Here is a 25,227-nt window from a genome sequence, read left to right as displayed (position 1 = left end):
TGATTAATTTGACAAATTTTAAATATGCATTCGATAATAAAAGATATCATACATGGAATTATTACCTTAGAAATACTTTTGGAGAGAAAGTTTTTAAGGTATCTATAAATGCAGGTTTTTCTTGTCCTAATATAGATGGAACAGTTGCTTATGGAGGATGTACTTATTGTAGTAAGCAAGGATCTGGAGATTTTGCTGGTAATCCTAATGATAATTTAATAAAGCAGTTTGAAGATATAAAAGAAATGATGCACAAGAAGTGGTCTAATGCTAAATATATAGGTTATTTTCAAGCTTATACAAATACACATGCTCCTGTAGATGTATTAAAGGAAAAGTACGAAACTATTCTTAATTTAGATGATGTTATTGGATTATCCATTTCAACTAGACCAGATTGCTTGCCTGATGATGTTTTAGAGTATTTAGCTGATCTTAACAAAAGAACTAACCTTTGGGTTGAACTTGGTTTGCAAACTATTCACGATAAAACATCTAAAATAATCAATAGAGGTCATGACTATAATGCATTTTTAGAAGGTGTTGAAAAACTTAAAAAACACAATATAAAAACTGTAGTCCATATAATAAATGGATTACCTGGTGAAGACTATAATATGATGATGGAAACAGCAAAAGCAGTTTCCAAGCTAGGAGTTCATGGAATTAAGATTCATCTTCTACATGTATTGAAAGATACCCCAATGGAAAAAATGCTTGAAAAAGGTATGTTTGATTTAATGGACCAAGATGACTATATAAACTTAGTTTGTGATCAATTAGAGATATTACCGCCTGAAATGATAGTTCATAGACTTACTGGAGATGGTAAAAGGGATGAAATGGTAGGTCCTATGTGGAGCTTAAAAAAATGGGAAGTTTTAAATGCTATAGATGCTACTATGAAAGAAAGAAATTCTTATCAAGGTATAAAGTATAATAAATAATAAAATAAAGGCTTAATAGATGCTATCTACTAAGCCTTTATTTTAATGTACAGCTTTTAATTCTGTATCACTTATATTATAACTATTACTTTTTTCTTTTGGTTTCTTTATAGCAATAAATGCAGATACAATCATAAATACCACTCCAATTGATTTTACAATTGAGAAATCTTCTCCTAATAGTGTCCAACCTATAATTACAGATACAATTAACTCAGTTGAAGCCAATATCCCTGCTATTGATAAATCAATTCCAGTAGATATTCCATTTAAATAAAATATATATGCTCCTGCTGCTGGAATTACTCCTAACCCTAACATTACAAATAATATTTCAATATCACTTGTATACGATATTAACTGAGTAGGTTTTGCTAGTGGTATCATTAATATTGATCCAATTAAAAATCCATATATTAATAAGGTTATACCTTCACACTCTTTAAGTGCACCTTTACTTATTATAGACATACAAGCATATGTAATGGCAGACATTACACCTAATAATATTCCATTCATATTAAGTTGCCCTAATTCTAAGCTACCTCCTGTAACCGCTAATATAGATCCCATAAAGCAAACTGCTAATGATATTAGTTTTATTCTATTTAGCTTTTCTTTGTATACAATCATTGATAAAAAAGCTAAAAATAATGGTGATGTATATAAAAGTACTGCAGATGCTGATACTCCTATCGAATCTATAGAGTTAAAGTAGCATATATTAAACCCGGCTTGACTTATAATCCCTACCATTATACAGTATCCTAATCCTTTCTTGCTTATTTTTAGTGCATTTGGCATCTTTATAAAACTATAAATAAATAATATCAGAAAACCTAAAAACAACCTTAAAAATGCAACCTGCTCTGGAGTTAATCCTTTATTTAACAATGTGTTTACAAATAATCCAATAGTTGCCCATAAAACTCCAGCTATAACCACAAAGGCATAGCCTCTACTTCTTTGTTCCATTTTTTTACCTCCTTATCAATTATGTGATATCGTTTTTTTATTAAAGCAAATTTTATGCCAACTTAATTAAATACATCTAATGGCTTAATTTAAATAAGTTTTTATAAATAAGATACTATATTGAGTCGTTTTAAACTTATTTTACTAATTTTTATAAGTTTTTTTGGACTTATTTGTAAATTTTAATGCAATTTTACCAGTATACTAAGTTGATTTTAACTCATTAGTGTAATATAATAATTTTTGCTTATATAATGGTAATTGGGGGTACTTACACTTGAGATATAAAAATGACTTCTTTGAAAGAGTAGTTGAAGCTTCTCATGATGAAATCTTCGTTTGTGATAAAGATGGTTATATGATTTATTGCAACAAAGCATTTGAAGCAAACTATGGTATAAATAGAGATGAAATGATTGGTAAAACAGTTATGTTTTTAAATAAGGAAGGTTATTCTAACCAGACACCTGTGCCTAATGTTTTGAAATATAGAAAAAAAATTTCCATGGAACAAAAAACAATCACAGGAAAAACGCTTATAATAACTGCTACTCCAGTATTTGACTATGAAGGTAATATAGAATTTATAGTTGAAAATTCTAGAGATATAAGTGAATTAAATAATATAAAAAATAAACTTGAATTCTCTAAAGAACAAATAAAAGAATATGAAAATAAATTACATTCTTTAAATAATTCTAATGATTTAATTTATCATGATACAGCTATAAAAGGTGATAGTATGAAGTCTATACTTGAAATTTCTAAAAATGTTGCAAAGACTGATGTTAATGTATTATTGTTAGGTGAATCAGGGTGTGGTAAAACTACATTAGCAAAACATATTCACTTAAACAGTAATCGTTCTACTAAACCTTTTATAACTATAAATTGTTCTACTATTTCTCCTAATTTACTTGAATCAGAGCTTTTTGGATATGAAGGTGGAGCTTTTACTGGTGCTAACTCTAAGGGTAAAATAGGACTCGTTGAATTAGCTAATGGAGGTACTCTATTTCTAGATGAAATAGGTGATATACCAACAGAATTACAGTCAAAATTTTTACAATTAATACAAGATAAAACTTTTACTTCTGTTGGAGGTACTAAGACTAAAAAAGTTGATATAAGGTTTATCTCTGCAACAAATGTTGACTTACTGAATTCTGTAAATGAAAAAAAATTTAGAGAAGATTTATATTATCGAATAAATGTTGTTGAATTAAAAGTTCCTCCTCTTAGAGATCGTAAAGAAGATCTTTTGGAGCTTATCTTTTACTTTTTTAAAAAATACTCAAATTTATTTAATATAAATAAAACTTTATCTACAAATGCCATAAATGCATTATTAGATTATGATTATCCAGGTAATATGAGAGAGCTTGAAAATATTATACAAAATATTTTAGTTACATCAACATCTGAATCAATAACTATAGATAATCTTCCAAAGTCAGTTATTAATCACAGTAACCTAGTAAAAAAAGATTATCCTGATTCTCTAGATTTATTGATGTCTAACTATGAGAAAATATTAATACAAAAGTATTATAAAAATAATCCTAGTTCATATAAACTTGCTAAAGCTCTTGATATATCACAAACTCGAGCAAATAGGTTAATTAGAAAATATATAAATAAAAAATAAAGTAGGTTAACCTACTTTATTTTTTATTTACAACTTTTATAAAAATTTACTAACATTCCATCCTTTATTTCATTGCATTCATTTTCGTATCCTAATTTTTTCAATATAGCTAATGAGAATTCTATAGCTGTTGCTGGACCTCTACTAGTAATTATATTTTCATCTTCTACAACAGCTGTATCTTCTATATACTCTACTTTATTTCTATCTTGTATAAATCCTGGATAAGATGTACATTTCTTATTATTTAGTATCCCAAAGCTTTCTAATGCTTCTGGAGCTGCACATATAGCAGCTACTATTTTTTTATTATCGTTTAAACTTGTAACTATATGCTTTACCTTTTTGTTGTCTCTTAAATTGTAAGCACCTGGAAGACCGCCTGGTAATACTACTCCATCGTATTTGTTTATATCTACTTCATCTATTATTACGTCTGATTTAACTTGTATATTATGAGTTCCTTTTACATATTCTTCTTCAGTAGAACACATATGACAATTTACATTTGCTCTTCTTAATACATCTACAACTGTTAATGCTTCTATTTCCTCAAATCCTTCTGCTAATAAAACTAATATATTTTTCATTTTTCCCTCCTAATTATTAAATTCCTTATTTATGTTTTTTATTTGTAATATTGCATCACTTACCGAATCAGCTAAGTAGTTAGCACTTTCTAAAACTTCTTTTCTTGAATTTTTCATAGCAAAACTATATTTAGTAGTTTGTAACATACTTATATCATTAGGAGAATCTCCTATAGTAGCCACTTCATCTAAACTTATTCCTATTTTATCACAAATATATTTTATAGCTTCATGTTTAGATACACCTTTAGGTACTAAGTTTAACGTATGTTCAGACGAAAAATAAACATCTAATACATCATTAAACTCTTCTATTAAAGATGATTCTAAACTATATAACTCATCTATATTCTGAGAAACTATCCCTATGTTTCCTACTAAATTATCATAATTTTCTCTTTTTGAAAATTCTTTATCTACTATATATTCATTTGAATAATTTTTAAAAAACTTATTTTCTTCTAATAATACAACTTTACCATCATACTTAAAATATATAGTTGCATAATCTGAATTAAATTCCGCAATAACCTTTTTTACTATATTGTCATCTATAGTTCCTTTGAATACTAGGTTATGTTCACTATCATATATATAAGATCCATTTTCACATATATAATATCCATTCATATTTATATCATCTTTAACCATTCTTACAGCTTGTGGAAATATTCTTCCTGTAGCTATATTAAACTTTATACCTTCATTTTCTATCTCTTTTATTGCATTACCATCTTCGCTTGATATCCCATTATGATATAATGTTCCATCTAAATCACAAAATATATATTTTATCATTTGCCTACTCCTTTTACTGTATAAGTTCTAGTCTTAATAAATTTAATGCTTCCTTCGTGGCTTTATTTCTTACATTCTCTCTATTTCCTGTAAAGTTATATTTGTTAACTTTTGTTTTACCATTTATATACAACCCAACATATACCAATCCAACAGGCTTTTCATCAGTTCCACCTCCTGGTCCTGCAACTCCTGTTGTTGATAGTCCAATATTAGTATTTAGATTTTTCGCTACCCCTACTGCCATTTCTATAGCAGTTTCTTCACTAACTGGTCCATATTTATCTAAAGTTTCTTTTTTAACTCCTAGTCTACTCATTTTAGCTTCATTCGAATATGTAACACAGCCTTCTATAAAACATTTGGATATGCCTGGATAATCTATAAGCATTGAAGAAACCATTCCACCTGTACAAGATTCACTTACAGCTATTGTCATATTTTTTTCAACTAGTAATTTAGCTACAGTTTCTTGTAATGTAGTATCATCATATCCATACAAATACATACCAACTCTTTTATTTATTAATTCTTCTGTATTTATGATTAAATCATTTGCTATTTTCTCATCATTTGCTTTAGCTGTAATTCTAATAGTAACTTCTCCTTCTTTTGCATATGGAGCTATAGTTGGGTTACTTTGCTTATTAATTAAATCTATTAATTTAGACTCTAACTCAGATTCCCCTATTCCTATAAATCTCAAGGTTTTAGATACTAATGTATAATCTGTTAAATCATTTAAATATCTTTTCACTTCATTATTAAACATAGGTATCATTTCCTTTGGAGGTCCAGGAAGAAGTATTATCATTTTATTATCTTTTTTCAATATAGCTCCTGGAGCTGTTCCATTTTTATTTTCCAATATTACACATTCCTTTGGAAAATATGCTTGCTTTTTATTATTTTCAGTAGGTTCTTTCCCTAATTTAGAAAAATAAGATTTTATATCTTCCCATATATCACTATATAAAACTAACTCTTGATCAAAACATTTAGCTGCAACTTCTTTGGTTATATCATCATTCGTAGGCCCTAGACCTCCTGTTGTTATTACTATATCACATCTTTTTAAACTATCTTCTAATACTTCTATAAGCCTATTTTCATTATCGCCTACAGTTTCTTGATGATAAACCTCTACTCCAAGAGTTGCTAACTCTCTTGATAAAAACTGAGAATTAGTATTTACAATATCACCTAGTAAAATTTCAGTTCCTACAGTTATAATTTCTGCTTTCATCTTATCACCTTTTTTCTTTTTTAAAATTCATACCCTAATATTACCATATTTAAATTAATCTTGCTTTATACTTTAATTGTTTACAATAAAAAACTTTCGTAATTATTTTATACGAAAGTTTCTAAAATATTTTAATATACTATTTTTACATCTATATTTTCAATTTCTTTAATAAAACTTTTAATCAATTTTCTCATATGAATTTTTGTGTTTTCATGCTTTATATCATTTATTAAATTATTTTGTTCTAAACTATCATTTTCTAAATCATACAAATATAATTCTTTATATGAGTCACTTTGCATTTCTTTGTATGGGTTTTTGCTTTCATCTACGATGCAGTACTTATATTTATTAGTTCTAATAGCTCTCCCCACATAACTTTCACTAATTTGAATGAATACGGCTTCTCTACATATATCTTTATTTATTAAATGATTAAGATGTATACCTTCTATTTCAGGATAGTTATTTTCACTTGCAATTTCTACTATAGTTTTAGGAATATCTATTAAACTTGTTAATTCACTAACTTTTTTACCACCTTTAAATTTTGGCCCATAGACTATTAAAGGTACTTTTATAGTATTATCATAAAAGCTACGTTTATAATCATCAGCTCCTCCATTTGGTAGTTTTTTATTTCTAGTTTTAAAGTGACAACCGTGATCGCTAGTATAAATTACTATCGTATTATCTTCTATTCTTAGCTCTTTTAACTTTTCTCTTATTCTTCCTAGATTATAATCTAATGACTCGCAACAACCTAAATAATCTGCATAGTGTTCTTTATAGTCACCACTTAAAATATTCAAATCATCTGGTATTTTATAATTTTTAAATTTTTCTTTTGATCCATTTGGTCCTTCATATTTTTTTCTATCATTTTGATGGTGAGGCTCTATATGTGATATGAATAATAAAAACGGTTTATTTTTATCTCTATTTCCTAGGAAATCAATTGCAAAATCTGTTATTTTATCAGCTCTATATCCTTTAAAATCTATCTTATTCATATCTTTGTCAAATACATATCCATCATATCCATGAGAGGTAAACTCTAATATATCTGATGCCATCCAATAGTCTTTATATCCACCTCGTTTTTCATCAGGTACTGGAGATGTAGAAAAGTCACATTCGTTTCTTGTGGAAGCTAAATGCCACTTTCCTACATATGCCGTTTCATAACCTTCTTTAGACAATATCTTTGCCATAGTTTCTTCATCTTCTTTAAGTCCTATATCATTTACAAAACACCCTGTTTGAGTTGCATATTTACCTGTTTGCATGCAGCTTCTCGCCGGTCCACATACAGGTTGACACGTAAATGCATTTTCAAATAGGACACCTTCACTTGCCATATAATCTAAATTAGGAGTTATGTCTATATCTTCATTATAGCAACCTATGGTGTCATATCTCTGCTGATCTGAAAAAAATACAACTATATTTGGTTTCATAATATCTACCCCTTAAGTCCACCTACATTTACTGCTTCTGTAAGCTTTTTATTTAATACTGCATATACTAATACTGTTGGAATTATTACAATTACCATCCCTGCAAACAATGCTCCCCAATCAGTAGAGAATCTTTGAACTTCCATAAGATTTTGAAGGCCTACTGGTAGTGTTTTCTTGCTATCATCTATTAGTAGAGTAAATGCCATAGCATATTCATTCCAAAATCCCATAAAATTAAATATTAATACAGTAAGTACTCCAGGTCTTATTAGCGGAAGTACTACATGTCTTATAGTTTGAATTCTGCTGCAACCATCAATTTCAGCAGCCTCTTCATATTCTTTAGATACTCCTTTTATAAATCCAGTAAGTATGAATATAGAAAAAGGTAATTGAATTACTGCATATATTAAACTTAATGCCGTTAAATTATTTAATAGATTTAGTTTATTAACCAGTAAAAATAAAGGAACTAAAATATATGTTGGTTGAATAAATAAGCCTAATGTCATAGCTAGCATTATAATTTCGCACCCTCTAAATTTAAATCTAGCTAAACAATATGATGTTGGTATTGATAATATCATTAAAAATATAGTAGATACTATTGTTACATATACTGAGTTGAAAAAATAACCAGACATATTTGCTTTATTCCATGCACTTATATAATTAGTGAGATTAAATGAACTAGGTAATGCCCACGCATCTGTAAAGAACTCTTGTGAAGTTTTAAAGGATTGCATTATAGTCCACAACAATGGAACTACCACCATAAACAAAAAAGCTATCAAAATTAATCTAAGGAATGATGCTGACATTATATTAATCGGTGTTAAGTTTTTATATTTTCTCATAACAATTCTCCTTTTATAGTTCTACAACTTCTTTTTCTGTAATCTTTTTTACTACTAATGCAAGTCCTATAGCTATTATAAACATTACTATAGAAATAGCCATTGCATATCCATAGTTTGCATTCATAAACGCTTGAGTGTCCATATAGTTTGCTAATGTCTGAGATGCATTATCAGGACCGCCTTTTGTCATTACTTTTACAAAAACAAAACTTAAGTTAAAGGTTCCTGTTATAAAAAATGTTATAGTAACTCTTACAACTTCCCATATTAGCGGCAGTGTTATTAAAAAAAATTGCTTTATTGGTCCCGCACCATCTAATGTTGCACTTTCATATAAATCTTGTGGGATTCGATTTATTCCCGCTATATACATAACCATATAATATCCTACAGCTTGCCAAACCATAGTAAACGACAATGCCCATAAAACAGTATCTTTTTCTCCTAACCAAGTTCTCTTTAGCCCTTCCATTCCAATAAAATCTAAAAATGAATTCAATATACCTAGATTAAAGTCATATATATACATAAATAACATTCCTATTACAACCATTGACAGTACATTAGGTAAAAAATATACTAATCTATATAAAGTTTTTTCCCATTCAAATAGCTTTCCTTTTGTCAATATTACCGCTAAAAATAGTGCTAGTAACATAGTAACTAAAGGGAATACACATAATAGGAAAAATGTATTTCCTAAGGCTTTCCAAAATATAGGGTCATTAATTAATATCTCAAAGTTTTCAAATCCTATAAACTTAGGTGTACTTGTAAGTCCTGATGATCTATAAAGAGACATCCTTGCTGCATCTATCATAGGATAAATTTTAAATAACAAAAACAATAAAAAGGTTGGAACTACGCAGAAAAATATAAAAATATTTTTACTTCTTTCTTTAGAGTTTTTGCCTAATATATTTTTTTTGTTAGAATTTTTATTTTCTGCTTTTTTAGGATTTTTTACTTTAGCATTCACTATAACTCCCCCTTAGATATAAATTAAACTTATTATAATTTAATATTAATTATATTTACTTTATATTAAAATGGATTAATTCTACGCATATATAGATAATTTTTACTTTGGTCTATATTAAGCTATTTATTATACCTACTATTTGATATATAATTTATATAAATCAATAAATAAGGAGGAAATTAAAATGTTTGAAAAAACTACCTCTCCTAAATTCAAACAATTTGGATTATGTTTATCCCAAGATATTGATCCTATTAATATGAATTTCTACGAATTTAGCAATAAAAGTGTCACTAATTTAAATATTACAACCAAAGATGATACATATATAAAAACTATAAATGGACTTACTATGATATTAGTAGCTACTGACCCAAACAACATATACTCTTTTATATTAAATAGACCTATAAAGTTAAAAAAAGGAATTTATTTCAATTTTATTTCTATTTCTAATAAATCTTTAATTTCTATTTCTAATACTATTAACTCCTATAGCTTTTTATCTTTAAGTCAAAGTTATATATACTCATCTATTTCATCTTCTTTGAACATAACCGAGATTTATACTAAATTTTATCAGGAAAAAGGAATAAATTATAGATTTAATGGAGAGTCTCATCCTTATTGGGAATTGACTTATGTAGATAAAGGGTGTTTATATACAAATGTAAATAACAGTACATATGTTTTAAATCAAGGAGATCTGATGTTTTATTCTCCTTTCCAGTTTCATACTCAATATACTTTAGATAATGAATCTTGCTCATATTTAACAATAAATTTCAATATGGAATTTGATAAATTTAAATTACTTTGTGACAAAGTATTTACATTAGATAGAACTTCATACAGTACTATAAATTTTTTAATAAAAGAACTTTCCTTAAGCGATATTTATTCTGATGATTTGTCACTTTGCTACTTAAAACAATTAATAATAAATATTTTACGAACAAAAAATTTATCTAGTTACAGTAAGCCTACTACACACATGCAGCAATGTTATGAAAATAATTTATTAAATGAAATCTTAAGTTTTATAAATAATAATATTTACAATAAAATTTGTATAGAAACAATATGCTCTAATTTCTCTATAAGCCCAACAACACTTCATTCTTTATTTAAAAAAAATATGGATATTACCGTTAAAAATTATGTAAACAATCTTAAATTAAATAAAGGCAAAGAACTTATAAAGAACTCATCTTATACTTTTAGTGAAATTTCAGAAATATTAGGTTTTTCTTCAATACACTATTTTTCTAAAAAATTCAAATCTCATTTCGGTATATCCCCAACTGAATATTCAAAATCTATATATAAATAAAAAATAGGTAGATTTAAATCTACCTATTTTTTATGCTAAGCTACATTCTAAATTATTAACCATATTTTCGATAAAACTATTTTCAACTTCTTTATTAGTCAATTTATAAGCCAGCAAACATGCTCCCATATCAGGTCCTAATATAGGCTTAACAAGCTTAATATTATATTCATTTAAGTATTTTTTTAATGGGTTTAGTATTAAATCTTCACTTTTGAAAACTCCACCTGAATATGAAATCATTATTTCATCATTAAACTCTAATTCATTTATTATCATTTTTACTAATAAGCTAAGTTCATACCCAGCTTCGTCAAATATTTCTATTGCATTTTTATCATTTTTCATTGCACTTTCAAAACATATTTTTGAAAATTGTGCAACTTGTGTTCTATCTTTTTTTATATTATTTAATACATAATCAATTATCTCAAAGTCATCATCTATATTCAACTTTTCTTTTATAGTTTTATAAATCATTCCTCTTGTAATTCTTCTATCTGCCTCTTTAGAAAACACTTCAATAGTTTTTTTTCCTATCCAATGAGCGGATCCTTCATCCCCTATGTAATCTCCCCAACCGCCACATCTTATAGTTTTACCATTTATATCTTTTCCAAGTGCTATGGATCCTGTTCCACTAACTATATTTATTCCTGATTTTCCTGCTAAAGATCCCGCTAATCCAACTTCAACATCATTTCCAACTTTAAATTTTATACTTTCAAATATCTCTGCAACTATACTATCTATTTCGTATGCAACACTCTTTACTTCACCATATCCTGGTAATCCTAAAAATGCACTTTTTACGTCAGATTTTTCTATATTCGATATCTCTATTAATTTATTTAAACCTTTAGTTAATACCTCTTTTACTCCATCAAATCCTACTTGTTCATAATGTGTCGTTGTTGTAGTATACTGAGCTACTTTATATCCTCTATCATCAATCATGGTAAAAGTAGTCTTTGTTCCTCCACCATCTACACCTATATAATACATAGGTAATCCCCCTATCCTAAAATATTAACTTTTATAAACATACTCATATACCTCTATATTATCTATAAATTTATTTACATCGTCTAAATTTATATCTCCTGTAGATATACTCATAGCATTTGACATTCCACATGCATTGGCTAGCTTTAATGTATCTATTAAATTATGTTCATTTAAAATCCCTAGTGAAAAACCAGCTATAGAAGAATCCCCACTTCCAACAGTATTTACAACTTCTATGATAGGTATTTCTACTTTATAAATAATATTACTATTAATCAAAATCATTCCATCTTTTCCAAGAGATACACATACATTTTTTACACCTGTATTTAAAATATCTTTAGCTATATCTATTACATCATCTATATTTCTTATTTTTTTACCACTTAAATTTTCTAATTCTTCCACATTTGGTTTTATAAGATAGGGTTTAGCCTTAAGTCCGAATTTTAAACTTTCCCCACTACTATCTAGTATAAATTTTATATTTTTTTCATTACATAAATTACCTAATTTGTAATAATAGTCCTTTGGTATACCTTTAGCTAAACTACCTGATGCTACTAATACTTTTGTATTTTCTAAAATATTGAATAGATTATTTTCAAATTCCATAATTTCATTTTGATTTATATATGGACCATTCTCTAGAACTTCTGTACTAACATTATTTCTATCTATAATATTTATACATAGTCTAGTTTCTTCCTCTATCTTAGTAAAATTATCTTTAATTCCTAAACTTTCTATTTTAGATTTTATATAATCTCCATTAAATCCCCCTAAAAAACCTACACAATTAATATCTTGCCCCAACTTTTTTAATACCTTTGCTACATTTATTCCTTTTCCACCTGCTGTTGGATTCACAAAATGTGCTCTTTGGACAGATCCAATCTCAAAATTTTCAACTTTATAAAGTCTGTCAATAGATGGATTAAAGGTTACAACTGTAATCATATGCTTTGTTTTCACTTTTACACATTTTTATTTTCTCAGCTACTACATCATACATTGCCTTTTTTGCAGGAATTAAATATTGTCTTGGATCTGAAGCCTCTGGGTTTTCATTAAAATATTTTTTTATTGCATTTGAAAAAGGTATTTTAAGTTCTGTAGCTATATTCACTTTACATATTCCTTTTTTTATTGCATTTTGTACAAAGTCGTATGGTACCCCTGATGCCCCATGTAAAACTAAAGGTATATCAACTACTTCTTTTATTTTCTCTAATCTATCAAAGTCTAGTTTAGGCTCACTTTTATATAATCCGTGTGCTGTTCCGATTGCTACTGCTAACGAATCTACACCTGTTAACTTTACAAATTCACAAGCTTCTAATGGATCTGTTAAAAATGCATCCTTTTCATCAACTTCTAGATCATCTTCTACTCCACCTAGTTTACCAAGTTCAGCTTCTACTGTCGCTCCATATTTATGTGCAAAGTCAACAACATCTTTTACTATCTCAATATTTTTTTTAAATTCATATTTAGAAGCATCTATCATAACTGACTTGCATCCAAGTTTTATTATTTCCTTTATATCTTCTACATTTTCATGGTGATCTAAGTGAAATGCTACAGGTATATTATTTAATTCACTTGCTTTCTCTATTATAGCTAAAAGATAATTTCTATCTGCATATTTTACTGTAGATGGCGTGGCTGCTAATATTACAGGTGATTGTAAATCATTAGCAGCTTCAAGAACTACTTGTATAGTCTCCAAATTGTGTATGTTAAATGCCGGTACAGCATACCCTTTAATTTGAGCATTTAATAGCATTTCCTTTGTTGATATTAAACTCATTCTCTTTCCCCCCTGTTATAACTTAATTACTGTATTAAATCGTGTAGTACTACCCCTTGGACTACTCTGTTAACTTCCCCTGTTGGACAAGGATTATCTGGTGTTATACCTAGACTTTCTGACTTTAAAAACGATAAAATTTGCCCAAATATAATTTGTTGTAGTGGTAATAATGCCTCATCAGCTATATCATAATTGATTTTTTCTAATTCAAATACATAATTTGCCTTATCTCTCAATTCATCTTCTATATTACATCCTACTAAAATAACTTTATCTTCTTTTCTATGAGCTAGCATTTCTTTTGCCAAATCTACATCATATAATCTTGTATATTTATCATTTGATATATAAATTATAGTTACACTCTCATTATTTATTACAGATTTTGGACCATGTCTAAATCCTAAAGGAGTATCATAGCTTGCATTTACTTTTCCTGCTGTTAGTTCTAGAACTTTTAGAGCACTTTCTCTTGCGATTCCCTTTGAAGTTGATGATCCTAAGTATATTATTCTTTCAAAATCTTCATTCACTAATTTCTGTATTTTATCTATATTACTATCTATAAATTTTTCCACCGATATTGCTAATTTCTCTGTATCACTGACAAAAGTATCTATAGTTTCTATATTAAAAATACCTATACAGCTTAGTACCATAGTCGTAAAACTACTTGTCATTGCAAATCCTAAATCATTAGTCTTTGATGGCATAAGTAATAGTAGACTATTATTATCATCTTTTGTATTTATAGCTAGTTTACCATCTTCATTACAAGTTATTATAATTTGATAAAAATCCTCTACTAATTCATTCGCTAGATTAACTGCATGAACACTTTCAGGAGAATTTCCTGATCTTGCAAAAGATATTAAAAGTGTTGGTATATTTTTTACAAAATAGTTTTTTGGACTTGCAACTAAATCTGTAGTTGCTATAGCTTCTACTCTTTTCCCAATTGTTTTAGTTAAATAAGGTTCACAAGTTTCTCCTGCAAATGCAGAAGTTCCAGCTCCAGTTAAAATTACTCTACCATTTTCTTTTTCTAAAAAGTTTTCTATAAATTTTTTTATATTACTTTTGTTATCATATAAATTTTTTGTGGCTTCTCTCCATACATCAGGCTGTTGTACAATTTCATTAGCTGTGTTTATTCCCTTACAGTTTTCTAAATCTTTTAACTCTATTCCCAATATTTTTTTAGATATAGCTTCCAATTATATCCCTCCTTATTAATCTTTACAATAATATTGTATGTATTTAAATATCATATGTATTTGTAATTTCGTACTTACGTTTTGTATTTTTATACGTTTTATATATTTTCTATGCTATATTTTATTTATAAGTATATATGTGGAGGAATTTTTATGAAAACGTTAACATTGTTAATAAAACCTTGTTCTAGTAAATGTGATTTAAATTGTAATTATTGCTTTTATAAAAACATTTCTAAATCTAGAAAAATATCTGATACTGGATTTATGTCAAAAAACACATTAAGAACTATAGTAGAGAATGCTTTTAAAGAAAACATAGACTGTATAAATTTTATGTTTCAAGGTGGTGAGCCTACATTAATTAACTTAGATTTTTATAAATATTTAATATATCTACAAAACAAGTTTAATAAAAATAACATAAAAATAATAAATTCAATACAAACAAATGGGTATAATGTTGATTTAGATTATATTAAGTTTTTCAAAGATAATAATTTTTTAGTTGGAGTATCTTTGGATGGACCTGAATTTATACATGATTTAAATAGACTCTCTTTAGATAAATCTAAAACTTTTAATAAAATTATGTCTACCATTAAATTATTGAAACATTATGATATTGAATTTAATATTTTATGTGTTATAACTAATTATTCTTCTCAATATATTAATTATATATATGAGTTTTTTAAGGATAATAATTTTAAATACATACAATTTATTCCCTGCATAAAAACAATTGATTCTAATGATAGCTATGTAATGACTAGTAATAATTATTATATTTTTTTAAGTAATTTATTTGATTTATGGTTTAAAGATTTTCTAAATAATAACTATATCTATATCAGAAACTTTATGGACTATATAGAGGTTTTAAATGGACTTAATCCTAATAGTTGTGGTATGGGAGGATTTTGTAGCATTCATACAGTTATAGAGGCTAATGGAGATGTATATCCTTGTGATTTTTATTGCATAGATGATTGGAAATTAGGAAATGTTCATGATAATTTATTTTCAGAAATGAGGTTTAATGATACTTCTAGATTATTTTTTAATCGTTCTTTAAATATCTCCAATAATTGTAAGTCTTGTAAATATTTTAAGCTTTGTGGTGGAGGCTGCAGAAAAAATCTTAACTTAATTTCAAACAAATCTAATCCTTATAATTACCAGTGTATTCCTTTTATAAAATTTTTAAATAAAAATATAAAAAAACTTTTATACGTATCTAGAAATTTTGAATAATTATTTTAATTATAGTTAATCCTTCTAATAAATATTATTTTAGGAGGATTTTATGTTTTATTTGTTAACCTCAAATAGATCAACTAGACAAAATAGCAGCTATACAGTAGGAACTGAATTATTAAAAAAAGTAGATTATATATTAAACAATCAGCAATCTATTAATATAGTATGTAGCAATTCAAATATATTACCCAATAGCATATATACAAACGAAAATAAGAGATAGGATAAGCCTACCTCTTATTTTTTATTATTTATTTATAGATTCAACTATTTTTTCATTTGATTTTTTTAATCCATCCACCCAGTCAGATGCAGTCTTTTCTCCATTAAATACAGAACTAGCTGAATTGAAAACTTCATCTCTCATATTTATCTCTGTATTTTCCACTGTCTTCCAAGCTTCTACTATTGGTTTAACTCCACTATCAAACACAGTTAAACAATTATATGCAGATTCAGCTAAATACGGCTTTGCCATTTCTAAAGCTCCTTTTGTAGGAACTACCGCTTGATTTAATTTAGCATTAGCTTCTATCATTTCATCACTATATAAAAATCTCATAAATTCTTTAGCAGTTCCTATATTGTCTGAATTTCCAGGAATATACATTTCTTCTATCATCGTAGATACATATTGTTCTGAACTATCTTTAGCAGCTGGAGGAGCCATGAATCCCCATTCCCAACCTTCTTGTATTGCATCTTTCATTTCCCCTTCATACCAGTTTCCGTTAGGACAGAATAATGCTTCTCCCTTTAAATGAGATGTTTGAGCTTGTATATGACACATAGCTACTGTTCCATCTAATAAGTACCCTTCTTTTCCTATATTTTCTATATTTTCAAGAGCTGTTTTTATCTCTGGTTTGCTCCAAGCATCTTTTTCAAAGTTAAATATATCATTTACAGCTTCTTCACCTGCTTGTGATGCTATTGTTGGCCATACTAACGCTTCTAAATATCCTGGGTGCTGACCTTGATAAGTAAATAAAGCTATATTATCTTCTTTAGCTTTTTTACCTAATTCATAAAACTCATTCCATGTTTTTGGAACTTCATACCCTTTTTCTTCAAATAAAGCTTTATTGTACCAAAGACCTGTTACATTATAGTATAAAGGTGCTAAATATATTTTTCCATCTCCATATGGTGCACATGATGGTTTATCTAAAAATCCATCCATAATTTTATCTTTTATAGGTGTATCTTCACCTGGAGCAGGACTTTCAAACACATCTGTTAAATCTGCTAAGTTTTTATCTTTTATAAGCGCTTTTGCAACGCTTTGTGCATTTTGTGCACTATGATATATAAAATCAGGTGAGTTTCCACTAGCTATTTGAGGTCTTATTACATCTCCTATATTTGGACTTGCATTTAATACAACATCAACTTCTGGGTATTTTTCTTCAAACTTTTTCTCTGCTTCTTCCCAAAATGCAGTTCCAAATCCCCCTTCAAATACAGCTACATCTAATTTACCTTCGATTTTGTTTTCACTAGATGTCTCTACTGATTCACTCTTATTGTCTTCTCCAGTTGATGAACACCCTACTATAGATCCTAATATCATTGTAGTAATTGCCATAATAGACATTATTTTTTTAAATGGATGTTTCATACATACCTCCTTAACCCTTATGAAATCATATTCTTAACATAATTTTAACTTATGTTTTAATATAAAATCTTTACGTATATATGGATAATAATTACATCCTGTTATATTTGTCTCTATAGTCACTTGGAGTAATTCCGAATTGTTTTGTAAATATTCTACTAAAGTACAATTGGTCAGATATTCCTACATTTATTGCAACATCTTTTATTCTCATATTTTTTTGTTTTAATAGTTCCTTTGCATATTCCAATCTTTTTAATTTTATGTAGTCTGATATAGTAATATTTAGTTCTTCTTTAAATATTCTACTTAAATAGGATTCATTCATATTTACAACGCTAGCTAACTTTTCAAGTGAAATTTTTTTACTGATATTATTTTCTATATATCCTATAACTTTTTTTACTTCAAGTCTACAATTATATACTTTATCATTAAATTTATATTTATCTTCTTCATACTTTTTATTTATATATTTTAATACACTATTTATGTCATTAAATTTCTCTAAAAATACTTCTTTAAAGTTTATACCTAAGTAATAATGTACATTTCTTTTTATATTAGATAATAATAATTCCAAATCAATTTTTTTATTAATTTTTATTATAATTACATATTCATTTCTTCTGATATTAATAACCGATGTAAAATCTAAATTTGTATATAAAGCATGAGTGTTCACTATGTTACTAATAAACTCTCCTAGCTTTTTTTCTTTTTTCACATCATCTATATCTTTATTTTCTGCTATTGCATAAATTAAATTTAAATTAGTAAGATATTTACACTTTAAATTTTCTTCTAATTCAATAGTATCTTTATTTATTAAGTATTCTTCTAAAAATTCTTGTACTTTTAACTTTTCATTAGATATATCTATTAAATTGTATCTTTTTATATTTTTATTAGTACTTTCTAGTTCTTTCTTTGCATTATTTATTACTTTTAATAATTCATCTTTATTTATAGTTGCTTTTAATAAGTATTCAAAAGCTCCATTTTTCATAGCATCTTTTACCATATCAAATTCATCGTAATTGCTTAATACTATAATCTTTCCATCAAAATTAACATTTCTTAATTCTTTTATTAAATCATTACCATTCATCTTTGGCATTTTTAAATCTGTTATTATTATATCTATTGTTTCTTGTTTGATTATCTCCATTGCCTCAAATCCATCTTTTGCCGTTCCTATCAAATTCATATTATTTTCTTTCCAATTTATTATAGAAGTTAAAAAAGTTCTAGTTATATATTCATCTTCAACAATTAATATATTCATTTACTCTTCCCCCTAGTTTTTAGGAATAACTATCTTTACTTTCGTACCTTTATATTTAGCTGATTTTATTTCAAATAAAAATACTCCTTCATAATATAAATTCAATCTATCTTTTATATTCTTTACTCCAATACCTGCAAATCTATCTATATCAAAATTACCATTTTCAAGCTTATCATCTGTTATTCCTAATCCATTATCTTCGATTTCAAAAGCTATCATATTATCTTTTTCTCTTAATGTTATTTTTATATAACTCTCTTCATTTAATTCTTCAAATCCATGCAATATACTATTTTCAACTATTGGCTGTAATATAAATTTAAGCATTTTTTGACTATAAAGTTTTTTATCAACATCAAAATTTATATCAAAATTATCTCCATATCTTATTTTTTGTATAGTTATATAATTTTTTATATTTTCAATTTCTTGTTCTATTGTAATAAAATCATTTTTATTTAGTATAATATTTCTTAAAAGTTTAGCTAATGATTCTAGTCCATTCGCAACACTATTATCATCATTTAATAATGCTATATATCTTAAACTTCCTAGTGTATTAAATAAAAAATGAGGATTTATTTGTGCTTGTAACATTTTAAAGGTAACATCTCTTTTTTCATTTTCTCTAACTTTAACTGTGTTTAATAAATTTTTAATATTTCTAGACATTTTATTGTACTGCTTCATTATAAATGATATTTCATCATTTCCACTTATATGAATTTCATCTCCAATGTTATTTTCATTCATTTCATTCATAGCTTGTACAATTTCGTTTAGTGGGTTTACAATAGATTTATATATTAAAATTGATATTATTATTGATATAGCTATAACAAATAAGCTAATTATGATATGTGTTTTATATAGATTCATACAACTTATATATATATATGAATACGGAATCAATCCGTACAAAGTCCAAGATGTATAACTTATTTTTTGAGTTGATAATATAAATTTTTTATTATTATATTTTACAATGTCTACATTTTTATCTATATTTTTTACAAAATAAAATTCTTTTAGTTTACTACTCTTAATATTATTTAAATTACTTTTTATATAATCACTATTTGTGCAAATAATCGTATTAAATTCGTCTGCTATAATCCCAAATCCATTAAAATTTTTATTATAATCTTTGAACATATCCAAAATAACTTTATCTTTCAGAGCTAAAAATAAATACCCATAAGCAGAATCTTGTATTTTTATTGGCTTTGTCATTACTATATAATTTGATTTTCCTTGGTTTATTGATGTCCAATTTATAGCTTTCGAATCTTTTATACCTTTTTTTACTTTATCTAGTTTAGTACTATAGCTTATATATCTAAATCCTTCATTGTAAACCACATTGAAATTTTCATCTAATATTGTAAAATCTGCTATATCTGATATGTATGATGTCCTTGATTTTAATATTTTAAATATTTTTTCATTAAAAATTTTTTTTTGATTTTTTGTAAGTGATGTATAATTTTTTATATCATTTAATAATGTAGAGTCCCATATAATTTCATTTGTAATTGAGTCAAATTTATCTATATAACTACTTATAGACTCTTTTATTAAGTTAGATGCTATTTTATCTGATGATACCGTATTGTTTATTATTAAGTTTGTAGCTGTATAATTTACATATATAAACAATAATATAACTGGAAGTATAGAAATTATAAGATATGAACAAAGTATTCGTTTGCTTATTTTTATATCTCTTAGCTTATCTATTAATTTCTCAAAAGCTTTTTTTTCTAAAATATTTCTTTTATATTTCATAATCCCTCCCCATACTTATATTATAATATTAATTAATTATGTATAGGAGGTTATTTTATGAAAATAGTAATTATTTATTTTTTAGTAATGTGTATTATAACATTCTCTCTTATGTATATAGATAAACATAAAGCTATTAAGGGCGAGTGGAGAATATCAGAAGCAACTTTAATAAATTTCTCTATATTAGGTGGAGGTATCGGAGCTTATTTAGGTATGTATACTTTTAGACATAAAACTAAACACCCTAAATTTACAATAGGAATCCCTCTTGCAATAATCTTTAACTTAATATCTATATATTTTATATCTAAGGTAATCTAAAAAGGATATGAACTTAGTTCATATCCTTTTTGCTATCCAAATAAACTCAACAGTATACCTGCAGCTACTGCCGATCCTATAACACCTGCAACATTAGGTCCCATTGCATACATAAGTAAGAAATTCCCTGGATTTTCTTCTTGAGCAACTTTATGCGCTACTCTAGCTGCCATAGGTACTGCTGAAACACCTGCTGCTCCTATTAATGGATTTACTTTATCTTTACTAAGCTTATTCATAAGTTTTGCACAAAGCACTCCAGATCCTGTTCCTATACTAAAAGCTACTACCCCTAATGCAAATATTTTTATAGTCTGAGCACTTAAAAATATTTCTGCTTCTGCTGATGCTCCAACAGATAAACCTAAAAATATAGTTACTATATTCATTAATGCATTAGATGCAGTATCTGATAATCTATCTGTAACCATGCATTCTTTAAGTAAATTTCCAAACATTAATAATCCAACTAGTATAGCCGCTGATGGTAATAATAGTGATACAACTATTGTAACTACTATAGGAAATATTATTTTTACCTTTTTAGATACTGGTTTTGATTGAGTCATAACCATCGTTCTTTCTTCTTTAGTTGTTAAAGCTCTCATTATAGGCGGTTGTATAATTGGAACTAAAGCCATGTATGAATAAGCTGCAACCGCAATTGGTGCTAGTAAATGTGGTGCTAATTTCGTCGTTAAAAATATAGCAGTAGGTCCATCTGCTCCGCCTATTATACCTGTAGATGCAGCTTCTGGTCCAGTAAATCCTAAAAGTAACGCCCCTATAAATGTAAAGAATATACCAAACTGAGCTGCAGCCCCTAATAATATACTCTTTGGATTTGATATCATAGGTCCAAAGTCAGTCATCGCTCCAACCCCTAAGAATATAAGTGGTGGAAATATACCAAGTTTACACCCTTGGTACAAGTAATATAGCAAACCTCCTGGTGATTTTGTAGCAATAGATCCATTAATTGAATCTGTAGTTACTGAAATATCACTTATTGATGACATTGGTGTATTCATAGCACCTGCTAATGGAAGATTTGTAAGTAACATACCAAAAGCTATAGGTACCAGTAATAAAGGTTCGAATCCTTTTGCTATTGCTAAATATAATAATACACAGGCGATTAGAATCATTACAATTTGTCGCCAGTCTATATTAACAATACCCATTGATTGAATAAAATTATTAATAACCTCTCCCACGGGTAAATCCCCCTTTTAAAATTTTGTAATTTAACCTATAGTTACTAAAACATCTCCTGCACTAACAGATGCCCCTTTTGATACATTTACAGCTTTAACAGTACCATCACAACTTGCCATTATTTCATTTTCCATTTTCATAGCTTCAAGTATAAGTAATACTTGACCTTTTTTAACACTATCTCCCACATTAACACGTACATCATTTATAGTTCCTGGCATTGGAGCTACAACGCTACCTCCACCTGCCGCTGGAGCTGTTTGTGCTTTTGCTGTTTGTACCTTTGGAGCTTGTTGCGGTCTTGGTTGAGCTTGAGCTACTTGTGGCCTTGGCGCTGATGCTTCTACTCCTAATTCTTCAACCTCCACTTCATATGTATTTCCATTGACAGTTATATTATATTTTTTTATCATAGTAAATTCCCCCTGTTTTACTTAGTAGTATTTTTAGCCATTCTTTCCCAATTTGTTTTATTATTGTTACTTCTTTGTATTTTTCTAACTATTATATTATTTGTACTATTTCCTGTAGTCGCTGCTATTGCTGCAGTTATCACAGATACTAATTCCCCAAAATCTTCATTATTACTTTGTTGAATTTCAACTACTTCATTTTCTAAATTCACTTCAGATTTAACTTCCTTTTTACCACTTCTATCTTTTTGTAATATAGTTATTATAAGTGCTATCATAACTAGTATTATAAAAACTACGGTCATAGAAAGTATAGCTACACTAACCCCTACTAATAACTTTTCTCCTAATGAAAGTACTGCTGATGGATCTTTCAATGATTCTAATAATTGGCTAATATTCATAATTTACCACCTTCCTATAAAGGTATATTTCCATGCTTTTTAGGCGGTCTATCTTCTCGCTTAGAAGCTAACATATCTATAGCATCTGCTATTCTTATTCTAGACAATGAAGGTTCTATAACGTCATCTATATATCCTCTTTCTGCCGCTTTATATGGAGTTGCAAACTCATCTGTATATTCCTTTATCTTTAACTCTCTCATTTCTTTAGGATCTTTTGCATTTTTTATATCATTTTTAAATATTATATTAGCTGCTCCACTTGGTCCCATAACAGCAACTTCCGCTGTTGGCCACGCTAAAACCATATCTGCTCCTAAGTCTTTTGAACACATTGCAAGGTATGATCCTCCATATGCCTTTCTAGTTATTAGTGTAACTTTTGGAACAGTTGCTTCACTATATGCATAAAGCATTTTAGCTCCATGTCTTATTATTCCACCATACTCTTGTGAAGTACCTGGTAAAAATCCTGGAACATCGACTAAATTAAGTATTGGTATATTAAATGCATCACAAGTCCTTATAAATCTAGCTGATTTGTCAGAAGCATTTATATCAAGTGATCCACCCATAATTTTTGGTTGGTTTGCTATTATCCCTACACTTTCTCCATTTATTCTTGCAAATCCAGTTATTATATTTTGAGCAAAGAATGGTTGAACTTCATAAAAGTCTCCATCATCTATTATTTCGTAAATTATATCTTTCATATCATAAGGCTTATTTGAAGCTTCTGGTATTATACTATTTAATACATCGTTTTTTCTATTTGGATTATCTAAACATTCTCCTATAGGTGCTTTTTCTGAGTTGTTTGAAGGCAAGAATGATAATAGTTTTCTTATTTGTAATATGCAATCTTCATCATTTGCTGCTATAAAATGAGCAACTCCTGAAGTAGTATTGTGAGTTGATGCTCCACCTAATTCTTCAGCTGTTACTTCTTCTCCTGTTACTGTCTTTATGACTTGCGGACCTGTTATAAACATTTGGCTAGTTTGATCTACCATATATATAAAGTCAGTTAATGCCGGAGAGTAAACAGCTCCACCTGCACAAGGTCCCATTATTGCAGATATTTGAGGTACTACTCCTGATGCTATTGTATTTTTATAAAATATTTCTCCATATCCAGCAAGAGCATCAACTGCTTCTTGTATTCTGGCTCCTCCAGAGTCATTAAGTCCAACAACTGGAGCTCCTAGTTTTAGTGCCGTATCCATTACTTTTCCAATTTTTTTAGCATGCATTTCTCCAAGAGAACCTCCAAGTACTGTGAAATCTTGAGCGAATGCACATACTAATCTCCCATCAACTTTTCCGTATCCAGTAACGACTCCTTCACCTGGTATTTCTTGCTTTTCCATACCAAAATTAGTACATCTATGTTTAACAAATGCATCTAACTCTACAAAAGTATTATCATCAAATAATTTATTTAATCTTTCTCTTGCAGTTAATTTTCCTGATGCATGTTGCTTATCTATTCTTTTTTGTCCCCCACCTTGCTCTATTTTTCGTCTTTTTTCATAAAGTAAATTTAGTTTTTCTTGTGACATAAAATCACCCCCAAAGATTTTAATTTCTAGTTATTTTCTCTCACTTAATTCTAATAATACTCCATCAGTTCCCTTTGGATGACAAAATGCAATTCTAGCATTTCCAGCTCCATATCTAGGTTTTTCATCTATCATTTTATATCCTTTTTCCTTAACTTCTTCTATAGCTTTTTCTATATCATCTACTCTTACTGCAACGTGTTGTATTCCTCCACGACCTCCATTTTTAGCTATAAATTTAGCTATTGGACCATCTTCAGTAGTTGATTCTAATAATTCTAACTCTGTATCTCCTACAGGTAAGAAAGCTACCTTTACCTTCTGGTCTTCAACAACTTCAGTTCCTTCACATTTTAAACCTAAAACTTCTTCATAAAACTTTAAAGTTTCCTCTAAATTATTTACAGCTATTCCAACATGGTCAACTCTTAATATATTCATACGATTTCCCCCTAAA

General features: G+C 27.7%; 25 protein-coding genes. 6 read left to right on the top strand and 19 right to left on the bottom strand.

The window, feature by feature from the left end; all coding sequences use genetic code 11:
- Positions 1 to 8: 8 nt before the first annotated feature.
- Complete coding sequence (locus ACEXNK_RS05905; protein ID WP_373601335.1) at positions 9 to 947, top strand: TIGR01212 family radical SAM protein; 939 nt, start codon at positions 9 to 11, stop codon at positions 945 to 947.
- Positions 948 to 989: 42 nt separating this feature from the next.
- Here ACEXNK_RS05905 and ACEXNK_RS05900 read toward each other — a convergent pair whose 3' ends face one another.
- A complete protein-coding gene (locus ACEXNK_RS05900; protein WP_373601336.1) occupies positions 990 to 1,922 on the bottom strand; it encodes a DMT family transporter in 933 nt (310 codons plus the stop codon).
- Between the two features lie 277 nt (positions 1,923 to 2,199).
- On the opposite strand from ACEXNK_RS05900, the gene ACEXNK_RS05895 reads away from it, so the two are divergent.
- Entirely contained in the window at positions 2,200 to 3,570 is a 1,371-nt protein-coding gene (locus tag ACEXNK_RS05895) for a sigma-54 interaction domain-containing protein (RefSeq protein WP_373601337.1), read from the top strand.
- Positions 3,571 to 3,593: 23 nt separating this feature from the next.
- Here ACEXNK_RS05895 and ACEXNK_RS05890 read toward each other — a convergent pair whose 3' ends face one another.
- The 6 genes from ACEXNK_RS05890 to ACEXNK_RS05865 all read right to left on the bottom strand — a co-directional run bounded on the left by ACEXNK_RS05890 (position 3,594) and on the right by ACEXNK_RS05865 (position 9,509).
- A complete protein-coding gene (locus tag ACEXNK_RS05890; protein ID WP_373601338.1) occupies positions 3,594 to 4,160 on the bottom strand; it encodes a DJ-1 family glyoxalase III in 567 nt (188 codons plus the stop codon).
- A 9-nt stretch (positions 4,161 to 4,169) separates the two neighbouring features.
- A complete protein-coding gene (locus ACEXNK_RS05885; RefSeq protein WP_373601339.1) occupies positions 4,170 to 4,958 on the bottom strand; it encodes a Cof-type HAD-IIB family hydrolase in 789 nt (262 codons plus the stop codon).
- Between the two features lie 13 nt (positions 4,959 to 4,971).
- Complete coding sequence (locus ACEXNK_RS05880; protein ID WP_373601340.1) at positions 4,972 to 6,204, bottom strand: competence/damage-inducible protein A; 1,233 nt, start codon at positions 6,202 to 6,204, stop codon at positions 4,972 to 4,974.
- Between the two features lie 131 nt (positions 6,205 to 6,335).
- On the bottom strand, positions 6,336 to 7,667 hold the full coding sequence (locus tag ACEXNK_RS05875) for a sulfatase-like hydrolase/transferase (protein ID WP_373601341.1): 1,332 nt from the start codon (positions 7,665 to 7,667) through the stop codon (positions 6,336 to 6,338).
- 5 nt (positions 7,668 to 7,672) lie between these two features.
- The gene (locus tag ACEXNK_RS05870; protein WP_373601342.1) at positions 7,673 to 8,527 is read right to left on the bottom strand and encodes a carbohydrate ABC transporter permease; all 855 of its coding nucleotides are present in this window, start codon (positions 8,525 to 8,527) and stop codon (positions 7,673 to 7,675) included.
- A gap of 13 nt (positions 8,528 to 8,540) precedes the next feature.
- The gene (locus ACEXNK_RS05865; RefSeq protein WP_373601343.1) at positions 8,541 to 9,509 is read right to left on the bottom strand and encodes a carbohydrate ABC transporter permease; all 969 of its coding nucleotides are present in this window, start codon (positions 9,507 to 9,509) and stop codon (positions 8,541 to 8,543) included.
- Positions 9,510 to 9,696: 187 nt separating this feature from the next.
- Between ACEXNK_RS05865 and ACEXNK_RS05860 the strand changes: the two genes are divergently transcribed.
- Positions 9,697 to 10,845, top strand: coding sequence for an AraC family transcriptional regulator (locus ACEXNK_RS05860; protein WP_373601567.1), 1,149 nt, complete (start codon positions 9,697 to 9,699; stop codon positions 10,843 to 10,845).
- A gap of 30 nt (positions 10,846 to 10,875) precedes the next feature.
- Here ACEXNK_RS05860 and ACEXNK_RS05855 read toward each other — a convergent pair whose 3' ends face one another.
- From ACEXNK_RS05855 to ACEXNK_RS05840, 4 genes are read right to left on the bottom strand one after another with little or no spacing between them, the layout of a single operon-like run.
- Positions 10,876 to 11,850: an N-acetylglucosamine kinase gene (locus tag ACEXNK_RS05855; protein WP_373600961.1), complete on the bottom strand. Its 975-nt coding sequence runs from the start codon at positions 11,848 to 11,850 to the stop codon at positions 10,876 to 10,878.
- Positions 11,851 to 11,874: 24 nt separating this feature from the next.
- Positions 11,875 to 12,813 (bottom strand): 1-phosphofructokinase, encoded by a 939-nt coding sequence (pfkB, locus tag ACEXNK_RS05850; protein WP_373601566.1) that lies wholly within the window; start codon positions 12,811 to 12,813, stop codon positions 11,875 to 11,877.
- Complete coding sequence (locus ACEXNK_RS05845) at positions 12,791 to 13,666, bottom strand: tagatose bisphosphate family class II aldolase (RefSeq protein WP_373600959.1); 876 nt, start codon at positions 13,664 to 13,666, stop codon at positions 12,791 to 12,793. Before ACEXNK_RS05845 ends, pfkB begins: the two co-directional genes overlap by 23 nt.
- 26 nt (positions 13,667 to 13,692) lie before the next feature.
- Positions 13,693 to 14,886, bottom strand: coding sequence for an SIS domain-containing protein (locus ACEXNK_RS05840; protein ID WP_373600958.1), 1,194 nt, complete (start codon positions 14,884 to 14,886; stop codon positions 13,693 to 13,695).
- A gap of 153 nt (positions 14,887 to 15,039) precedes the next feature.
- Between ACEXNK_RS05840 and ACEXNK_RS05835 the strand changes: the two genes are divergently transcribed.
- Both ACEXNK_RS05835 and ACEXNK_RS05830 read left to right on the top strand, forming a co-directional pair.
- Positions 15,040 to 16,143: an SPASM domain-containing protein gene (locus ACEXNK_RS05835; RefSeq protein ID WP_373600957.1), complete on the top strand. Its 1,104-nt coding sequence runs from the start codon at positions 15,040 to 15,042 to the stop codon at positions 16,141 to 16,143.
- 52 nt (positions 16,144 to 16,195) lie between these two features.
- Entirely contained in the window at positions 16,196 to 16,372 is a 177-nt protein-coding gene (locus ACEXNK_RS05830; RefSeq protein ID WP_373600956.1) for a hypothetical protein, read from the top strand.
- Positions 16,373 to 16,396: 24 nt separating this feature from the next.
- Here the strand turns inward: ACEXNK_RS05830 and ACEXNK_RS05825 are convergent, their stop codons facing one another.
- From ACEXNK_RS05825 to ACEXNK_RS05815, 3 genes are all read right to left on the bottom strand, one after another.
- A complete protein-coding gene (locus tag ACEXNK_RS05825; protein WP_373600955.1) occupies positions 16,397 to 17,770 on the bottom strand; it encodes a carbohydrate ABC transporter substrate-binding protein in 1,374 nt (457 codons plus the stop codon).
- Positions 17,771 to 17,861: 91 nt separating this feature from the next.
- Positions 17,862 to 19,058, bottom strand: a complete 1,197-nt coding sequence (locus tag ACEXNK_RS05820; protein WP_373600954.1) for a response regulator transcription factor — start codon at positions 19,056 to 19,058, stop codon at positions 17,862 to 17,864.
- A 12-nt stretch (positions 19,059 to 19,070) separates the two neighbouring features.
- Positions 19,071 to 20,849, bottom strand: coding sequence for a sensor histidine kinase (locus ACEXNK_RS05815; protein WP_373601565.1), 1,779 nt, complete (start codon positions 20,847 to 20,849; stop codon positions 19,071 to 19,073).
- 57 nt (positions 20,850 to 20,906) lie between these two features.
- On the opposite strand from ACEXNK_RS05815, the gene ACEXNK_RS05810 reads away from it, so the two are divergent.
- Entirely contained in the window at positions 20,907 to 21,173 is a 267-nt protein-coding gene (locus ACEXNK_RS05810; protein ID WP_373600952.1) for a DUF1294 domain-containing protein, read from the top strand.
- 32 nt (positions 21,174 to 21,205) lie between these two features.
- Here the strand turns inward: ACEXNK_RS05810 and ACEXNK_RS05805 are convergent, their stop codons facing one another.
- The 5 genes from ACEXNK_RS05805 to mce form a co-directional block, all read right to left on the bottom strand.
- Positions 21,206 to 22,357 carry a sodium ion-translocating decarboxylase subunit beta gene (locus ACEXNK_RS05805; protein WP_373600963.1) on the bottom strand — a complete coding sequence of 384 codons (1,152 nt, stop codon included), beginning with the start codon at positions 22,355 to 22,357 and terminating at the stop codon, positions 21,206 to 21,208.
- A 63-nt stretch (positions 22,358 to 22,420) separates the two neighbouring features.
- The gene (locus ACEXNK_RS05800) at positions 22,421 to 22,804 is read right to left on the bottom strand and encodes a biotin/lipoyl-containing protein (RefSeq protein ID WP_373600951.1); all 384 of its coding nucleotides are present in this window, start codon (positions 22,802 to 22,804) and stop codon (positions 22,421 to 22,423) included.
- A 17-nt stretch (positions 22,805 to 22,821) separates the two neighbouring features.
- The gene (locus ACEXNK_RS05795; RefSeq protein WP_373600950.1) at positions 22,822 to 23,208 is read right to left on the bottom strand and encodes an OadG family protein; all 387 of its coding nucleotides are present in this window, start codon (positions 23,206 to 23,208) and stop codon (positions 22,822 to 22,824) included.
- A gap of 14 nt (positions 23,209 to 23,222) precedes the next feature.
- Complete coding sequence (gene mmdA, locus ACEXNK_RS05790) at positions 23,223 to 24,770, bottom strand: methylmalonyl-CoA decarboxylase subunit alpha (protein ID WP_373600949.1); 1,548 nt, start codon at positions 24,768 to 24,770, stop codon at positions 23,223 to 23,225.
- A 30-nt stretch (positions 24,771 to 24,800) separates the two neighbouring features.
- Positions 24,801 to 25,211, bottom strand: a complete 411-nt coding sequence (gene mce, locus ACEXNK_RS05785) for a methylmalonyl-CoA epimerase (protein WP_373600948.1) — start codon at positions 25,209 to 25,211, stop codon at positions 24,801 to 24,803.
- Between the last annotated feature and the right edge of the window lie 16 nt (positions 25,212 to 25,227).

Origin of the sequence: Paraclostridium bifermentans, assembly GCF_964259345.1 — a bacterium.
GTDB classification, from domain to species: domain Bacteria; phylum Bacillota; class Clostridia; order Peptostreptococcales; family Peptostreptococcaceae; genus Paraclostridium; species Paraclostridium bifermentans_B.
Note: the sequence above shows the minus strand (reverse complement) of the source record. Positions and strands in the feature narration are given on the sequence as shown.

Coding starts and splice junctions, on each gene's coding strand:
- ACEXNK_RS05835 (WP_373600957.1), top strand. CDS start 15,040: ATGAAAACGTTAACATTGTTAATAAAACCTTGTTCTAGTAAATGTGAT.
- ACEXNK_RS05810 (WP_373600952.1), top strand. CDS start 20,907: ATGAAAATAGTAATTATTTATTTTTTAGTAATGTGTATTATAACATTC.
- ACEXNK_RS05885 (WP_373601339.1), bottom strand. CDS start 4,958: ATGATAAAATATATATTTTGTGATTTAGATGGAACATTATATCATAAT.
- ACEXNK_RS05880 (WP_373601340.1), bottom strand. CDS start 6,204: ATGAAAGCAGAAATTATAACTGTAGGAACTGAAATTTTACTAGGTGAT.
- ACEXNK_RS05900 (WP_373601336.1), bottom strand. CDS start 1,922: ATGGAACAAAGAAGTAGAGGCTATGCCTTTGTGGTTATAGCTGGAGTT.
- ACEXNK_RS05825 (WP_373600955.1), bottom strand. CDS start 17,770: ATGAAACATCCATTTAAAAAAATAATGTCTATTATGGCAATTACTACA.
- ACEXNK_RS05875 (WP_373601341.1), bottom strand. CDS start 7,667: ATGAAACCAAATATAGTTGTATTTTTTTCAGATCAGCAGAGATATGAC.
- ACEXNK_RS05800 (WP_373600951.1), bottom strand. CDS start 22,804: ATGATAAAAAAATATAATATAACTGTCAATGGAAATACATATGAAGTG.
- mce (WP_373600948.1), bottom strand. CDS start 25,211: ATGAATATATTAAGAGTTGACCATGTTGGAATAGCTGTAAATAATTTA.
- ACEXNK_RS05855 (WP_373600961.1), bottom strand. CDS start 11,850: ATGTATTATATAGGTGTAGATGGTGGAGGAACAAAGACTACTTTTACC.
- mmdA (WP_373600949.1), bottom strand. CDS start 24,770: ATGTCACAAGAAAAACTAAATTTACTTTATGAAAAAAGACGAAAAATA.
- pfkB (WP_373601566.1), bottom strand. CDS start 12,813: ATGATTACAGTTGTAACCTTTAATCCATCTATTGACAGACTTTATAAA.
- ACEXNK_RS05795 (WP_373600950.1), bottom strand. CDS start 23,208: ATGAATATTAGCCAATTATTAGAATCATTGAAAGATCCATCAGCAGTA.
- ACEXNK_RS05805 (WP_373600963.1), bottom strand. CDS start 22,357: ATGGGTATTGTTAATATAGACTGGCGACAAATTGTAATGATTCTAATC.
- ACEXNK_RS05830 (WP_373600956.1), top strand. CDS start 16,196: ATGTTTTATTTGTTAACCTCAAATAGATCAACTAGACAAAATAGCAGC.
- ACEXNK_RS05820 (WP_373600954.1), bottom strand. CDS start 19,058: ATGAATATATTAATTGTTGAAGATGAATATATAACTAGAACTTTTTTA.
- ACEXNK_RS05890 (WP_373601338.1), bottom strand. CDS start 4,160: ATGAAAAATATATTAGTTTTATTAGCAGAAGGATTTGAGGAAATAGAA.
- ACEXNK_RS05815 (WP_373601565.1), bottom strand. CDS start 20,849: ATGAAATATAAAAGAAATATTTTAGAAAAAAAAGCTTTTGAGAAATTA.
- ACEXNK_RS05845 (WP_373600959.1), bottom strand. CDS start 13,666: ATGAGTTTAATATCAACAAAGGAAATGCTATTAAATGCTCAAATTAAA.
- ACEXNK_RS05870 (WP_373601342.1), bottom strand. CDS start 8,527: ATGAGAAAATATAAAAACTTAACACCGATTAATATAATGTCAGCATCA.
- ACEXNK_RS05860 (WP_373601567.1), top strand. CDS start 9,697: ATGTTTGAAAAAACTACCTCTCCTAAATTCAAACAATTTGGATTATGT.